The organism is Flavobacterium luteolum, assembly GCF_027111275.1.
Lineage (GTDB): Bacteria > Bacteroidota > Bacteroidia > Flavobacteriales > Flavobacteriaceae > Flavobacterium > Flavobacterium luteolum.
This window is the reverse complement of record NZ_CP114286.1, coordinates 4,088,559-4,104,940: the sequence shown is the minus strand read 5'-3', so window position 1 is coordinate 4,104,940 and position 16,382 is coordinate 4,088,559. Positions and strand designations below refer to the sequence as shown.

Annotated in this window: 14 protein-coding genes; 8 read left to right on the top strand and 6 right to left on the bottom strand. The window is 32.0% G+C overall.

Annotation, left to right across the window (positions count from 1 at the left end; translation table 11 throughout):
- The first annotated feature begins 170 nt into the window (after positions 1 to 170).
- Complete coding sequence (locus OZP10_RS17620) at positions 171 to 2,393, top strand: FUSC family protein (RefSeq protein ID WP_281632043.1); 2,223 nt, start codon at positions 171 to 173, stop codon at positions 2,391 to 2,393.
- 40 nt (positions 2,394 to 2,433) lie between these two features.
- Here OZP10_RS17620 and OZP10_RS17615 read toward each other — a convergent pair whose 3' ends face one another.
- The 3 genes from OZP10_RS17615 to OZP10_RS17605 form a co-directional block, all read right to left on the bottom strand.
- Positions 2,434 to 3,927, bottom strand: coding sequence for a malate:quinone oxidoreductase (locus tag OZP10_RS17615; RefSeq protein ID WP_177210154.1), 1,494 nt, complete (start codon positions 3,925 to 3,927; stop codon positions 2,434 to 2,436).
- A gap of 126 nt (positions 3,928 to 4,053) precedes the next feature.
- Positions 4,054 to 4,467, bottom strand: a complete 414-nt coding sequence (gene ruvX, locus OZP10_RS17610; protein ID WP_177210155.1) for a Holliday junction resolvase RuvX — start codon at positions 4,465 to 4,467, stop codon at positions 4,054 to 4,056.
- 157 nt (positions 4,468 to 4,624) lie between these two features.
- Positions 4,625 to 5,257, bottom strand: coding sequence for a PAS domain-containing protein (locus OZP10_RS17605; protein ID WP_281632042.1), 633 nt, complete (start codon positions 5,255 to 5,257; stop codon positions 4,625 to 4,627).
- 262 nt (positions 5,258 to 5,519) lie between these two features.
- Between OZP10_RS17605 and OZP10_RS17600 the strand changes: the two genes are divergently transcribed.
- Positions 5,520 to 6,335 carry a 2,3,4,5-tetrahydropyridine-2,6-dicarboxylate N-succinyltransferase gene (locus tag OZP10_RS17600; protein WP_177210156.1) on the top strand — a complete coding sequence of 272 codons (816 nt, stop codon included), beginning with the start codon at positions 5,520 to 5,522 and terminating at the stop codon, positions 6,333 to 6,335.
- A gap of 174 nt (positions 6,336 to 6,509) precedes the next feature.
- Positions 6,510 to 8,378, top strand: a complete 1,869-nt coding sequence (locus OZP10_RS17595) for an LTA synthase family protein (protein WP_281632041.1) — start codon at positions 6,510 to 6,512, stop codon at positions 8,376 to 8,378.
- On the opposite strand, the gene OZP10_RS17590 is transcribed toward OZP10_RS17595, so the two are convergent.
- Positions 8,375 to 9,130, bottom strand: coding sequence for a glycosyltransferase family 2 protein (locus OZP10_RS17590; protein WP_281632040.1), 756 nt, complete (start codon positions 9,128 to 9,130; stop codon positions 8,375 to 8,377). The two genes, OZP10_RS17595 and OZP10_RS17590, sit on opposite strands and share 4 nt — an antisense overlap.
- A gap of 126 nt (positions 9,131 to 9,256) precedes the next feature.
- Between OZP10_RS17590 and OZP10_RS17585 the strand changes: the two genes are divergently transcribed.
- A complete protein-coding gene (locus OZP10_RS17585) occupies positions 9,257 to 10,321 on the top strand; it encodes a glycosyltransferase family 9 protein (protein ID WP_281632039.1) in 1,065 nt (354 codons plus the stop codon).
- Between the two features lie 21 nt (positions 10,322 to 10,342).
- Positions 10,343 to 11,113: a glycosyltransferase family 2 protein gene (locus tag OZP10_RS17580; protein ID WP_281632038.1), complete on the top strand. Its 771-nt coding sequence runs from the start codon at positions 10,343 to 10,345 to the stop codon at positions 11,111 to 11,113.
- Here OZP10_RS17580 and OZP10_RS17575 read toward each other — a convergent pair.
- Complete coding sequence (locus OZP10_RS17575; protein WP_281632037.1) at positions 11,094 to 11,861, bottom strand: lipopolysaccharide kinase InaA family protein; 768 nt, start codon at positions 11,859 to 11,861, stop codon at positions 11,094 to 11,096. The genes OZP10_RS17580 and OZP10_RS17575 overlap by 20 nt on opposite strands.
- 60 nt (positions 11,862 to 11,921) lie before the next feature.
- Here OZP10_RS17575 and OZP10_RS17570 point away from each other — a divergent pair, with 60 nt between their 5' ends.
- The 3 genes from OZP10_RS17570 (at position 11,922) to OZP10_RS17560 (ending at position 14,890) form a co-directional block, all read left to right on the top strand.
- Positions 11,922 to 12,887 (top strand): WaaS/CpsH family glycosyltransferase, encoded by a 966-nt coding sequence (locus OZP10_RS17570; protein WP_281632036.1) that lies wholly within the window; start codon positions 11,922 to 11,924, stop codon positions 12,885 to 12,887.
- Positions 12,888 to 13,043: 156 nt separating this feature from the next.
- Entirely contained in the window at positions 13,044 to 14,207 is a 1,164-nt protein-coding gene (locus tag OZP10_RS17565; protein ID WP_281632035.1) for an acyltransferase family protein, read from the top strand.
- Between the two features lie 122 nt (positions 14,208 to 14,329).
- Positions 14,330 to 14,890, top strand: a complete 561-nt coding sequence (locus OZP10_RS17560; protein ID WP_177210164.1) for an L-threonylcarbamoyladenylate synthase — start codon at positions 14,330 to 14,332, stop codon at positions 14,888 to 14,890.
- 286 nt (positions 14,891 to 15,176) lie between these two features.
- Here the strand turns inward: OZP10_RS17560 and OZP10_RS17555 are convergent, their stop codons facing one another.
- Positions 15,177 to 16,301 (bottom strand): cysteine desulfurase family protein, encoded by a 1,125-nt coding sequence (locus OZP10_RS17555; RefSeq protein ID WP_281632034.1) that lies wholly within the window; start codon positions 16,299 to 16,301, stop codon positions 15,177 to 15,179.
- Positions 16,302 to 16,382: the final 81 nt, after the last annotated feature.

Below are 16,382 nucleotides of genomic sequence, written 5' to 3'. Positions count from 1 at the left end.
AAAACAGAATTAAAGTTCTGATATTTCAGCTGGCAAAAATAGTAAAAAATAGTCAATGAATAATTCTTATAATGTATTATTCGTATTTTTTACTTGATCCTAAAAATCTCATCCATAATTATGCCAAAATCACTACTACAATTCTTACCTTTGTTAGTAAACCTCTTTTTATGATTGATAAGATTTCGAAATTTACTAACAGTACTTCCTTCCTCAACGCCTCTAAAGTAACTATTGCTTCTGTTGTTCCTGTTTTAGTTTTAAATTTTCTTGGTCATTTTGAAATTGGGTTTACAATTGCGCTTGGTGCTTTTTATACTTATCCCAGCGATATTCCTAGTTCTCTTGGCCATAAAGTAAAAGGATTAATAGCAGCTTCTTTTATTGTTTCTGGGGTTAATCTTCTAGTAAATCTAGTTTATCCATTTCCTTTACTTTTCTACATATTTTTAGGTTTTCTTTTGTTTTTATGTTCCATGATTTCGGTTTATGGACAGCGAGCCACTTTGATTTCTTTCTCTGCCTTATTATCAATTTCTCTATCATTTGGGCATTTGCATGAAGGCTGGGAAGCTTTTGAATACTCTGGTTTTATTTTCATTGGAGGAATTCTCTATTTAATAGTATCTCTTGTTTTTCATTTTGTTCAGCCTTATAAATATGTAGAATTACAAATTGCCGAAGGAATAAAACTCACCGCAAAATATCTCAAATTAAGAGGCGATTTGTGGAGTCCCGAAGCGAACAGAACAGCTATTATAGAGAAACAGCTTGCTGTACAAGTCGAATTGAATCTTATTCACGAAGATTTAAGAAAGATGCTGATTGGAAACCAAAATGCATCTGGAACTACGAGCCAAAACCGAAAAATGCTTTTGGTTTTTATTACTTTAGTCGAAATTCAAGAATTGGCGTTATATACATCTTTTGACCACAGTAAACTTCATGAAAAATTTGCCAAGCATCCTGATGTTTTAAGAACGTATCAAAATGTGGCTTATAAATTAGCTTCAACCCTCAAAAAACTTTCGAAAAATGTCAATCATATCAGTGTTTATGTTGACAAGCATGATTTAAAAAATGAATTGGATGCACTTGAATTTGCCATTTTTGATTATGAAAAAACATTAGGAAAAGAAGAAGCTGCAGAAGGTGTTTTAATGCTGACCAATATGCTGAAATATGCTAAAAATCAGGTTGGGAAAATTAAAACTATTCAGCGCGCACTTTCTTTGGCAATGCAATCCTATAAACTGAAAGATCAAGACAAAGAGCTCGAAAAATTCTTAACACCGCAGTATTATCCGCTACGAACTTTAACTGAGAATTTAAGCTATTCTTCTTCAATTTTTAGGCATTCGATACGATTAACAATCACTATTTTGATTGGTTTTTTTCTCGGACAGGTTCTGCCGTTTCAAAATGTGTATTGGATCCTTCTTACTATTGTCGTAATCATGCGCCCTGGTTATGGTTTAACCAAAGAGAGATCCTATAATAGAATGTTCGGTACTGTTTTGGGGGGAATTATAGCTTTCGGAATTGTATCTGTCATTCAGAACCACGTTGCACTAAGTATTTTCTCTATTGTATGTATGTTGCTTGGGATTTCATTTACCCAAATCAATTACAAGATTAGCGCGACATTTGTTACAATGTATGTCGTTTTTATCTACGGAATTTTAACTCCAGACATCAATGAAGTTATTCAATACAGAATATTAGATACGCTCGCGGGAGCAACTTTAGCTTTTATTGCTAATCAGTTTTTATGGCCTGCTTGGGAATTCATTAATACACCTATCCACATTGAGAATACAATTCGCGCCAATAGAAATTACTTAAAAGAAATTGCCGATTTTTATAATAAAAAAGGTGAAGTGCCAACTTCATATCGTTTAGCAAGAAAAAATGCCTTTGTTGAAATAGGGAATCTAATGACTTCTTTTCAGCGTATGATGCAGGAACCTAAATCGAAACAAAAAACAATGCCTTTAGTAAATAAACTAGTAGTTTTAAATCACTCGTTATTATCTGCTTTGGCATCGCTATCAACGTATATTCAGTCACACCAAACAACATCTGCATCTGATTCTTTCAATTATATTATCAAAACTATTCTCGCCAATCTAGATCATTCTATTTCTGTTTTAAGAAATGAAGTTGTTATTCAAGATACTTTTTTCGAAAAAGAAGATGTGACTTTACAATTTGAAGAATTAAAGCGTAGGCATTTCACACGTTTGGCCGAAGATAATGATTTAGACAAAGAAACACGTCAGGCCAAAATGCAGGAAGCACAGATGGTTATTGAACAATTAATCTGGATGAGCAATCTGGCAGAAAAGATTCTAAAAAACACAACCGACCTAAAAGCAACAAATCCAGATTAATTCATCTGGATTTGTTTTTTTATATTGAAATATGAGAAGCTTAATTTAATTTTAAAACTTCTGCTGTTTGTTTTCTAAGCTGTTCTAAAAGTTCTGGCTTATCATTTAAAGTCTGACCGTAAGAAGGAATCATTGTTTTTAATTTTGCTTGCCATTCTGGCGTTTTAATTTGATGCGTAAAACATCTGCTAATTAAATCCACCATAATTGCCACTGCTGTAGAAGCTCCAGGAGAAGCACCTAATAAAACCGCTAAACTTCCGTCGTGTGTATTGATTACTTCTGTACCAAATTCTAAAACTCCGCCTTCTTTTTCATCTTTTTTGATAACCTGAACACGCTGTCCTGCTTTTTCCAATTTCCAATCTTTAGAACGTGCTGTTGGAAGATATTCACGTAAAGCTTTCATTCTATCTTTTGGAGACTGACGAACCTGTTCGATCAAATATTTCGTTAATGGAATATTATGATATCCCGCAGCCAACATTGGGATTAAGTTATTAGACTTAATAGACATAGGCAAATCTAAATAAGAACCATTTTTAAGGAAACGAGTTGAAAATCCTGCAAATGGACCAAAAAGAAGCGCTTTCTCTCCATCAATTACACGAGTATCGATATGCGGAACAGACATTGGAGGAGCTCCAACACTTGCTTTTCCGTATACTTTTGCCTGATGTTTTGCAATTACTTCTGGGTTGGTACATTTCAGCCATTGTCCGCTTACTGGGAAACCACCGTATCCGTTTCCTTCTGGCACGTTTGCTTTTTCTAATAAAGGAAGAGATCCTCCTCCTGCACCAATAAATACAAATTTAGTATAAGCCTTACGAGTTTTTCCTGTTGACAAATCTTTAATCTTAATTCTCCAAGATTTATCTTCACGCTGTCTTAGTTTTTTAACTTCGTGATTAAAAAACAAAGAAACACCGTCTAATTTTTCTAAGTAGTTGAACATACTTCTTGTTAAAGCACCAAAATTAACATCGGTACCAATTTCCATATGTGTTGCTGCTAATTTTTCATCAGCATTTCTGCCTTCCATTACCAATGGCATCCATTTTTGAAGTTGCTCAAAATCGGTACTGAAAGTCATGTCGGCGAAGATTGGGTTGCTTTGAAGCGCTTCGAATCTCTTTTTTAAATAATCTACATTTTTATCTCCCCACACAAAACTCATATGAGGCACACTTTTAATAAAATTATCCGGAGAAGGCACTTTGTTTTGCTGCACTAAGTAAGACCAAAACTGGCGAGAAATCTCAAATGATTCTGCAATGCTAATTGCTTTTTTAGGATCGATACTGCCGTCTGCCTTTTCTGGAGTATAATTTAGTTCACAAAAAGCCGAGTGTCCAGTTCCTGCATTATTCCAAGCATCAGAGCTTTCTGCTGCGGCAACATCTAATCTTTCGTAAATTTCAATTTTTATATCTGGTTGTAATTCTTTCAAAATTACTCCGAGAGTGGCACTCATTATTCCAGCGCCAATGAGTACTACATCACTATTTGAACGTATGGTTTCGTCAGGCATAACAGTATTTTTATTTAAAGTGCAAAGGTACTTTTTTAATTGCAAAAAAAAACTAATTTTTAGATGATAAAAGTTAGGATTTTCTAAAAACCATTAAATTATAAATAAAAAATACGACGAACAGTGCTATTTTTTTGCGGAAAGATAATCTTGAAGCAAAATTGTGGCAGAAATTTCGTCTATCAAACCTTTATTCTGACGCTGCTTTTTATTTAAACCACTGTCAATCATTGTTTGAAATGCCATTTTTGAGGTAAAACGCTCATCAACACGAATTACTTTCATGTCTGGAAAGATATTCGAAAAGTGAGTTACAAATCCGTTAATCACAGAAGCACTTTCAGACGGAAGACCGTTCATTTGTTTTGGTTCGCCAATCAAAACTGCTTCGACTTTTTCTTTAGCAAAATAGTCTTTCAAAAAGTCAATCAAAGTATGAGTCGGAATCGTTGTTAAGCCTGAAGCAATAATCTGCATTTCGTCTGTAACTGCAATTCCTGTGCGTTTTTGTCCGTAATCTATTGAAAGGATTCTTGGCATGTCTAAAATTTTCAGCAAATTTAGTTCAAAATATTTTTCTAATTTTCCATTTCACAGAAAATAACCTTTTTCAAAATTTCTTTCAATAAAAAAATCCGTCTCGAAAATTTCAAGACGGACTTTTATCCAAATATTCAAACCTAAAAAATAACTCAATTTATCTTCCAAACAATCGGCTAAAAAAGCCTCTATGCTCCTCCTCTTCTCCTGCATCCTCTTCTTCAGAATAATTAGCAAACTTAGATTGTGACTTTTCATGTTCGTAAATCAGCTCCTTAATATATTCAACGTAAGTTCTTTTTTTCTCTTCCAAGAATCCAATTAAGTACTTTTCGCTAAATTCTACTCCACTTGCTGCTTCGATCTGTAATAACTTTTTATACAAAGGTTCAATATGCAATGCAATTACTTCTTGTGGTACAGCTTGTCTTCTACCAAAAAAATTTACAATAGCGTCGTTTTCATCGCGGGCAATTTCAAAATCTGTAATTACCCAATAGTATCTTCCAGACTTTGCAAGGTTTTTTACAATGGCGTGAAAGTTTTTTCCGTTTTTAAGATTTTCCCAAAGCACTTTAAAAATAACTTTAGGCATATCCGGGTGACGTATGATATTATGAGGCTGTCCCATTAATTCATAGTCCTCGTAACCGCAAACATCTACAAATACTTCATTGGCGTATTCGATTATTCCGTATGCATTTGTTTTACTCATAATAACCTGAGTTTTATCCCAGCTTACTTCTTTATCTATAATTACTCTGTTTTGAAGGTGATTTTCTTGATTCATATTTTACTGCTTATATGATTATTTATGGAATGGAATGTTGATCAACACTGCGAAATTAAAGCGAAGAAAAAGCAGAAATCCTGACTTTTGTCATATTTTGATATAAAAAAAACTTCTAGTGGCAGTAGGATTAATCAAAAACACATAAGACCACCACTAACCTTACAAATAAGAAACAAAAAGTTAAATCTATAACATTTTCAAGCTGTTTAACTTTTTTGCATTTCTACAAATACCTTATCTTTGCCAAAAAATTAAACGTATGAATTCTTTACAGACTATAATTGAACAAGCTTGGGAAAACAGAGCTTTATTGCAAGAAACTACAACTACTGATGCCATTAGAGAAGTTATCGAATTGGTAGACGCTGGAAAATTACGTGTTGCTGAACCAGTTGGTGACAAATGGCAAGTAAACGAATGGGTTAAGAAGGCAGTTGTAATGTATTTCCCGATTCAGAAAATGGAAACATGGGAATCTGGTATTTTTGAATACCATGATAAAATGTTGCTAAAAAGAAATTATGCTGAAAAAGGAATCCGTGTGGTACCAAATGCTGTTGCGCGTTACGGAGCTTACATCTCAAGCGGTGTAATTTTAATGCCAAGTTACGTAAACATTGGTGCTTATGTTGACGAAGGAACAATGGTTGACACTTGGGCAACTGTAGGAAGCTGTGCTCAAATTGGTAAAAATGTACACTTAAGTGGTGGTGTTGGTATTGGTGGAGTTCTTGAGCCATTGCAAGCTGCTCCAGTAATTATTGAAGACGGTGCTTTTATTGGTTCTCGTTGTATTGTTGTTGAAGGTGTTCACGTTGGTAAAGAAGCAGTTCTTGGAGCTAACGTATGTTTAACAGCTTCTACAAAAATTATTGATGTTACAGGTGATGAGCCAGTTGAAATGAAAGGATATGTGCCAGCTCGTTCTGTGGTTATCCCAGGAAGCTATACTAAGAAATTTGCTGCTGGCGAATTTCAAGTTCCTTGTGCATTAATCATTGGAACTCGTAAACCATCTACAGATTTAAAAACTTCTTTAAACAATGCGCTTCGTGAATACGATGTTGCAGTATAATTGATATAAAAATCTTGATACATTAGGGCGGTCTTTACCGCCCTTTTTTTATTTAACACATCAATATTTAAATAAAATCCTACAAATACAAAAAAGTAAGAAAATTATATTAATTTTGCTGTTTTTAAAAATCTTCAATAAAATTTAGAAGACCATTTATTTACATGCCTATTAATGAAAAATTACACTTCCAGCTTACACTTATTTCTTTATAGATATTTCTTAATTTTTCTAATTTATCAAATTTGCAATATCTTTTTTTATGCATTAAATGCCAAGTATTTTGATCATATCACAGTTAAAAATATTATAGGAAGTGTTTTATTTGATCTCTCTGCTATTTCATATATAACATTTGTTTTCTTAATCGCACACGCAATTCCAGGAAATTTTAAGTATCGTCAAACGTATCAAACTGTATTAAAAGTTTCTTTCTTTATAATCAATCTTTTGTTCATTGCTGCAAATCTCATTGATGTTATATATTTCCGATTCACAGGAAGAAGAAGCACTTTTAACATGATTACTGCAAAAGGAATGGAAAAAGAAGCCTTAGGTTTGTTTTTTTCTTTTGCAAAAGAATTTTGGTACATCCTTTTACTGTTCATTATCCTAAGCATCTTTTTTTGGAAATCGATACCTAATTTTAAAAACAAAAACGAAATAAAAAGTTTTACAAAAGAAAAATTCCTAAAACAATCTTTTTATTTTTTAACCTCAGTTTTTCTATTGTTAATAGTTGGGCGCGGCGGATTTCAAAAGAAACCTCTTAGAATTGTAGACGCAGCCAAATACAGTTCTCTGAATAACGCTCCGCTTATTTTAAACACACCTTTCTGTATATTAAAAACAATATCTCAAAAAGAAGATATAGAGAAAGTCAATTATTTTGATAAAAAAGATCTTGATTCAATATATAAACCAATCTTGTCTTTTAAAAAAGCTCAAACAATAAGCAAAAAAAATGTCGTAATTATTATTTTAGAAAGTTTTGGTCATGAAAATATCGGCATAAAACAAACTCCTTTTTTAGATTCGCTGATAACAAAATCTTATTACTTTAAAAATGGATTTGCCAATGGAAAAGTCTCTATTGACGCTGTTCCATCAATTATTTCAAGCATACCTAGTTTAATGAACAACTCTTTTATCATTTCTAGCTATTCTTTAGACAAAACAAATAGTTTGCCTACAATTCTTAAAAAGGAAGGATACACTACTTCTTTTTTCCATGGTGCCTTTAACGGAAGTCAAAATTTTGATCAATATGCAAAGGCAGCAGGATTTGAAAAATATTTTGGCAAAGATGAATACATCGGCCCCGAAGCTTTTGACGGAAAATGGGGGATTTTTGATGAAGAATTTTTGCAGTTTTTTGCTGGAAAATTATCTAGTTTTAAAGAACCTTTCTTTAGCACTATCTTTACCATTTCTTCTCATAATCCGTACAAGATACCAGAAAGATATAAAGACAAATTCCCAAAAGGAACAACAGTTATACACGAAAGTATTGCGTATACCGATTATTCTCTGAAACGTTTTTTTGAAAATGCTAAAAAGCAAAAATGGTACAACAACACCTTGTTTGTTATTTCTGCCGATCATACTTCCTCTAGCGGAGAATCAGAAATAGACAAAACTATAATTGGCAAATTTCATATTCCAATTTTATTTTTTGACCCAAGCAATCCAAATTTTTCTGGTGTAAACGAAAAGAACTTCCAACAAATCGATATTATGCCTAGTATAATAGAATATCTAGGCATAAAAACAGATTTAATTTCTTTTGGAAAGAGCTTTAAAAGCAATCAAAATTTTGCCGTCTTCTATTTGCAGGGGATTTATCATTGTGTTCAAGGCGACTATTATCTAGCCTTTGCAAGCAATCAAGTTATTGGATTATACAATTGGAAAAAAGACCCTTTATTAAAAAACAATTTACAAACTCAAAATACATTCAAGACAATAGAAATTTCAAATTTTTTGAAAGCTTATATTCAAAACTTTAATGAAAGAGTAGTTGACAATAAACTTAGTTTCTAATTATCTTTTTTTGCTTTTTGAAGTTTTATAAGCTTAGCATATTTCATATATGAGAAAAAAGCTTGAATCATTGCGATTGATAATCCGTCAAGACCATTGAAGATTCCTTTTTTAAAGAAATAACAGCGAACAAAAGCTACTGTTCCGTTAAGGACAGGTTTAAAAGCACCAATTCGTTTGCCTTGATCATATAATTGCTGTGCGTGCCATCCAGAATATTGATTCTTTTTAGCAATAATCTGATCAAAAGAATCCCATCCGTAATGCAAAATATGTACAGCAACTTTTTTCTCATTTTGAGCAACAATTTTCTGATGCACTTTAGAATCAGAAGGATGCGCTGTTTGTTTATTAAAAAAACGAACTTTATGATCTGGATACCATCCTGAAAAATCAATTAATTTATCTGCCAAAAAGTTTTTTACTCTAAAACTCATGGCATCGTAGTTTCCTTCCAGATATTTTTTATTCAAAATAAATTCCTCCGCATCTTTATCTAGAAACTCATCGGCATCAAGATTTAAAATCCAGTCGTTTTTACAAAAAGGCAATCCGTGGGTACGCTGCGGACCGTCTCCTAGAAATGCCTGCTGAATAACTTGCGCTCCTTTTTCTTGAGCTATTTCTACCGTACGATCTTTACTGAAAGAATCTACAATAATAACTTCATCACAAACTTTAAATAAGGCATCTATACATTTCCCAATGTTTTTTTCTTCATTGAAAGTAATAACCAAACCGCTAATTCCCATTGTTCATTTTAATTTGTTGAGCACAAAAATATAACTTTTTAATTTAGTTTAATCTTATTAATACCATCACTTGTACACTTCATAAAATAGTTTGTATTTTAGCCTTCTAATTGAACAAATACCCAAATGAGAATATTAGTCATTCAGCAAAAAAGAATCGGAGACGTCTTAACAAGTACAATTATTTGTAACAATCTTAAAGCCAAGTTTCCTGACTCAACAATTGACTACATGTGTTATCCTAACTCGATTGATGTTCTTCTAGAAAATCCGAATATTGATAACATTATACCAGTGACTAATAAAATCAGAAAATCGACTTTTGGGTTTATTAAGTTCATTTTTGAGATGCGAAGAAAAAAATACGATGCTGTAATTGATGTTTACAGTAAATTGGGAACTAGCCTAATCACATTTTTCTCTGGCGCAAAATATAAAGTTTCATACCATAAATGGTATTCTAATATTTTTTACAATTATAGCTATGAGCGTTTTGATGCTATAAAATCAGAATTTGGTCTGGCGATTGAAAACAGACTATTATTACTTAAACCTTTTTTCTCTGAAAAGATAACAAACGTAAAACCGAAAATCTTTTTAAAAGAATCTGAGATTACTGAAGCAAAAAATATTTTAAAAAGCTATAATGTAGATCCTGCAAAACCATTGATCATGTTTGGAATTTTAGGAAGCGAGCATTACAAAACTTATCCGCTGGACGGAATGGCAAAAATTATCGATTTTACAGTTGCTAAAACAAACGCAACTATTCTCTTTAATTATATTCCAAACCAGAAAGAGCAAGCTTTGGAAGTATATAATCATTGTTCTGAGGAGACAAAAAAGCATATTATTTTTGATTTATACGCTACCGATTTACGTCAGTTTTTAGCATTGCTTTCTCAATGCGAAATGCTGATAGGAAACGAAGGTGGCGCTGTAAATATGGCAAAAGCACTTGAAATTCCAACCTTTTCTATCTTTACTCCTTCTGTTAGAAAAGAAACTTGGCAACTTTTTGAAAATGAAGCAAAAAATGCTTCTATCCATTTAAAAGACTTAAAACCTGAAATCTACGAGAAGCACACGGAACAATATATAAAAGAACATACTTTTGAATATTATGCGGAATATCCGTTGGAATTAATGCTTCAAAAGCTAGAGACTTATTTTCAAGAATATAAAAATTGAAAATAGTAAAATGCATCTCTAATGAATAGTGAAAAGCAGAAATTATCAGTTCTGATTATTACGCTTAACGAAGAACAGCATATAAAATCGCTTCTTGGAGATCTTGATTTTGCTGATGAAATCATTGTTGTTGATTCCTATAGCACCGATAAAACAGTTAGCATTGTTGAATCTTTTGCCAATGTAAAATTAATCCAGAATCATTTTATTAATTATACTGCACAGCGAAATTTTGCCCTAGACCAAGCCAAAAATCAATGGGTTTTATTTATTGACGCTGATGAAAGGTTAACATCTGAATTAAAATCTGAAATCGTTACAGCAATTAATTCTAATAATGCGGCAAATGCTTATTTTATCTATCGCATTTTTATGTTTAAAAATAGCCGACTGAATTTCAGTGGCTGGCAGACTGATAAGATTTTCAGGCTTTTTAATAAATCGAAATGCCGATACAATGAAGAAAGAACCGTTCACGAAAAATTAATTGTAAACGGAAAAATTGCTTTTTTAAAACACAAAATCATACATTTTTCTTATTCTTCTTATGAAGATTATAAATCAAAAATGTATAATTATGGCATTCTTAAAGCCAATGAAAAATTAGCAAAAGGAAAAAAGTCTTATTTCTTAATGCAAATTTTCCACCCTCTATATACTTTCTTGTATCAGTTTATAATCCGTTTTGGTTTTTTGGATGGCAAAAAAGGCATAATTATATGTTATTTGAATGCCTACAGCGTATATATTCGCTATAAAGAATTAAGAAAAATTACTTCTTCCAGAATTTAAGCTTCTTTTTTAGGCGTTTTTTTCTATAAAACTTCTCTTGAAAATCTGATGTGTATTTCCATAAAGTCTCAAAAATTTTCTCTTCAGATGCTTCTTTATAATATTTCGCATATTCATTGCTCATTGTCGCAACCATTTCTTTCAACGGTGTTAAACGACACAAGTTTTTCATACGCATTTCAAAAGACATAGAATTGTGAAATTCCATTCTGTTTAAATCTACCAGAAAGAAATCATAATTTCCGATGGCATTCTTTTTAATTAAAGTATTTCCTGGAGAATGATCCAAAAATTCAATTCCTTTTTCATGAAGATCAAAACTAAATTTAGTAAACTGTCTTAAGATATTTTCCCGGTCTGGAAAATCTGGTATTTCTACCAATTCTCTATAAGTAAGATCACATTGTAATTGCTCACTTACGTAAAAGCTTTTTTCTAAACCTAATAGTGATGAAAATTCGGCAAATGCAATAGGTTTTGGAGTTCCTACACCTAATTCTAACAATTTGTTTGCAAACTCAAAAGAGCGTTTTGCTTTTGACTTTCTGAAGTATTTATATGCGATTTTATTGATAAAGTGCGGAACTTTAAACGATTTTATGTTTATCTTTTTATCGTCTAAATCAAAAAGTTTTATCTGATTGCGCTGGCCAATTACAAAGTCCTCTCCTTTTGTATCGAAAAAACGAATATATTCCAGAAGAATATTTTCAAATTTTTCATATCCGCGATTTAATCTTAAAATCATAAAAATTGTTTCAGCAAATTTAGCTAGTTTTACCAACTAATAAAAACTATTTCGTAGATAATGCATATTACTCTTATAAGTTTAGACAACTGGGGACTTAACAAACATATAGCGGCAGACTTAGAAAAACAAGGACATACCGTTCGCCATATCGATTTTAATACTTTCAAATATAAATATCCTTCTGTATTTCACAAAGCGTATAATCTTGTATTAAAAGCGTTCTTCAAAACAAATTTAAAGCACCAGCACTACGGAAAAGAAATCATCAATGAATTAAAGAAAAACGATCAGATTCAAGATGTAATTTTAACCATAAAAGGAGACTTTATAACTCCTGAAAGCATTTTAGAATTTAAAAATTACTCTAAAAAATCAATCGGTTTTTTTAATGACAATATTTATCGATGTCCAAAAATCAAACGTGTTCTTCATTGTTTTGATGAAGTTTTCTCATTTGAAAAAGAAGACTGCGAAAAATTCAATTTAAAATTTGCGCCAAATTGGATTTATAATTCAGAAAATGCAATTCCTAATAATCAATTTGAATATGATGTTTTCAATATTAGTTCAATTGACAAAAGACTACCGATATTAAAAAGAATTGCAGCCAATTTGGCCTCGCAACATTCAAAATTTAAATTCATTGTTTACGATAAAAAGCAAAAAGACAGTGATAAAAACATTACTTATATAAAAAGTCATATGCCTTTGAGTGAAGTAAATGATTATATCAATCGTTCAAAAGTACTTTTAGACATTAATCGACTTGGTCAAATCGGACTTACATTTAGGGTTTTTGAAAGTTTGGGTTTAGAGAAGAAACTTATAACAACAAATACAGATATTAAAAACTACGATTTTTACAATCCAAATAATATTTTAATTATTGACGAAAAAAATCCAGTTATACCAGTAGCATTTTTTGAAAATGAATACGAGAAAATTCCAGATTCTATTTTAAGCCATTACACCTTAAAAGGCTGGACAAATCGAGTTATTTTTCAAGAGAGTTCTTCTTCATAATTGCTAATAAAAATCATTTTAGGCTTGTAAGGATTCATATTTTGTTTAGGATAATTTTAACCCTAATATTTTTGCATTTGAAAATGTTTTCTATTTTTGCTCAAATATTAAAAATCTGTTAAAAAATACCCCAATAAAAAGCTATCCTCTCAAAAAATGACATTAACCTTCTTGCTTTGTTTTTTCCTCATCTTAGTTGCTCTTATTTTTTCAGTAATTATTACCAACAGGGTAGTAAAATTAGATGTACAAGAAGTTCGTTATCCAGAAATTGATGGCTTAAGAGGTTATTTAGCATTTTTTGTTTTCCTTCATCACAGTTACATCTGGCGTTTTTTTCTTCAAAACGGTGAATGGGAAGAGCCAAAATCAAATTTATTTAATCACTTTGGACAGACTACTGTTGCTTTCTTCTTTGTAATCACAGCTTTCTTATTTACTTTAAAATTAATCAATAGTAAAAGCAAGCAAATAGATTGGACTGCATACATCAATGCTCGTTTATACAGACTTTTCCCGATGTATCTTTTTTCTGTTGGAATTATATTCTTTATCGCAGGTTATTTAACCAATTTCAAATCAAGAATTCCCTTTTTTGAAAACCTGCTGCATTTGCTTTCATGGATATTTTTCAACATAAGAAAGGGATTAAGCATTAACGGACTAGAAGACAGCTTTTTATTTAATGCTGGAGTAACTTGGACGCTTCCGTACGAATGGGCTTTCTACTTTTTATTGCCTCTTATTGCGTTGTTTTTTAAGATTAAAGTAAACTACAAGACATTATTGCTATTTATCTCAACTGCAGCTATCATAATGATTATTAATGAATCTTCATTACGACACTTCTTCCCTTTTCTTGGAGGCATTATTGCGGCTTTAGTAATTAGCAAAAATAAATTGGGAGCTGTTTTAAAACAGAAAAAATACGCTTTTCTAGCTATTTTACTAATTGCATGTTCTATTTATTTCTTCAATAGCGGAAGAAAGCCTATTCCAATCATCATCACTACAATTGTTTTTATCATAATTGCTTCTGGAAATAGCTTTTTTGGGCTTCTGTCAAGCACTTTTTCACGCAAATTTGGACAAATCACCTATAGCATTTATTTACTGCACGGCATTTTATTATTCGTCATTTTTTATTTTGTCATCGGATTTGAACAAGCAAAAGATTTAACTGAGTTAGAGTTTTGGTCAATTATAACTTTAGCTGTTTTTCCGCTAATTTTTATCAGCCAGCTAACATTCAAATATATTGAACATCCATTGATGGAATTAGCGAAGGTTAAATTAAAATCTTCTGTAGTAAAATCATAAATATCTACTTCCAGGAAATAGCCACAAAAACTTTAAACGCTTCTATTTTCAAACTCTAAAAAGCTTTTACAAGTAAAATTTATAACTTTGTAGCCTTAATGAAGTAAATTATAATTTGTAAAATGAACGAGGAAATCATCAACGCATACGAAGTTATTAAAAATGGAGGCATAATTCTGTACCCAACTGATACCGTTTGGGGAATTGGCTGTGATGCCACAAATGCAGAGGCTGTTGCTAAAATTTACAAATTAAAACAACGTGCAGAAACACAAAGCATGATTGTTTTGATGAATAGCGAAAAAATGATGTACAATGTTTTTAAAGACATTCCTGAAGTTGCATGGCAAATTATGGATTTATCTGAAAAGCCAACTACTTTAATTTTAGACGACGCCAGAAACGTTGCGCCAAACATCATTGCGGCCGACAAATCTCTTGGAGTTAGAATGGTAAAAGAACCTTTTTGCTACAAATTGATGGAAAGAATGAAAAAACCTTTAGTTTCTACTTCGGCTAATATTTCTGGACAGCCAACACCTCAGAGTTTCAAAGACATTAGCCCTGAAATTATCAACGGCGTTGATTATGTTGTAAAATTAAACCAAGACAAAGTCAACGGAAAATCTTCAACCATTATCAAATTGACTAAAGATTCGCAAGTAAAAGTAATTCGTAAATAGTTTTTTGTTTCAGGTTTCAGGTTTCAAGTTTTTGAAAAAACTTTGAGTATAGTTTTACCGCAAAGCACACTAAGAATTACGCAAAGGTCGCAAAGTTTTTTTTACAGCTATTAAAATGAAAAAGTTCGCAAAGCTTATTTTGACAAAGCTTTGCGAACTTTTTTAACTCTATTTAGATTCTCAATACAAGCTTCTTTGCGACCTTTGCGTTGCCGATAGCTATCGGGATTGCGTGCTTTGCGGTTAAAAAAAACTTAGAATCTCAGAACCTTAGCATATTAGCAACTTAGACCGTTTTCAAACTCTCAATCAGCCAATCGATATCTTCTTTGGTGTTATAATGACTAAATGAGATTCGGAGATTTGGTAATTTTAAATCAGCCTCCGAAAGCATTTCATTTAAAACATGTGAAGGTTTTATACTTCCAGACTGACAGGCACTTCCTCTAGAAACCGCGATTCCTTTCATATCTAAACTAAAAAGCAGCATTGAAGTTTTGTCTGATGAAAACGGCAGAATAATATTGATGATGTTATAGAAATCATCTTTCTTTCCGTTGATTCTAAAATCTGGAAAGTGAATTTCTAACTGCTCAATCAAATAGTTTTTTATTCCCAAGATATAAGCCCTTTCTTCATTTAATTTTTCGTATGAAATAGACAAAGCTTTAGCCATTCCAGCAATCTGATGTACGGCTTCTGTTCCTGCACGAAGCCCTTTTTCTTGTTCGCCTCCAAAAAGCAACGGCTGTAAACCAGAATTTTTTCTGATAAAAGCAAATCCAATTCCCTTTGGCCCATGAAACTTATGTGCGCTAGCCAAAATAAAGTCAACAGGAGTCTTTTGCAGGTCAATTTCGGTTTTTCCAACAGACTGAACTGTATCTGAATGAAACAAAGCATTATACTGCTTGCAAATCAAACTAACTCGATCTAGATCTAAAATTGTTCCCGTTTCGTTATTGATATGCATTAAACTAACTAAAGTCTTTTTTTCTTCAGCCAATAAATTAGATAAATGCGTTAAATCTAAACTTCCGTCTTCATTTACATGTACGTAATCAACTTGAACATTATACTCTTCCTGAAGCACCCAAACGGTATGCAAAACAGCATGATGTTCAATTTTTGAAGTAATGATTCTTTCTACTTTTAAATCTTCAACAGCAGAACGTAGAATCCAGTTGTCAGCTTCCGTTCCGCCAGAAGTAAAAATGATTTCTTGAGCAGTACAATTGAGATGTTTGGCAATGCTTTTTCTTGAAAGCTCCAAGATGGTTTTAGCGTTTCGTCCAAAACTATGTGTAGACGACGGATTTCCATAATCCTCAAGCATAATCCTTGTCATTTCCTGAATTACTTCAGGACGCATGGCTGTTGTTGAGGCATTATCTAGATATACTTTTTTCATTGCTGCAAAGTTAAGAAATATCAATTGTCAAATCTTAAATATCATTTGGCAATTTTTTCACTATTTTTGACCCAAATAAAT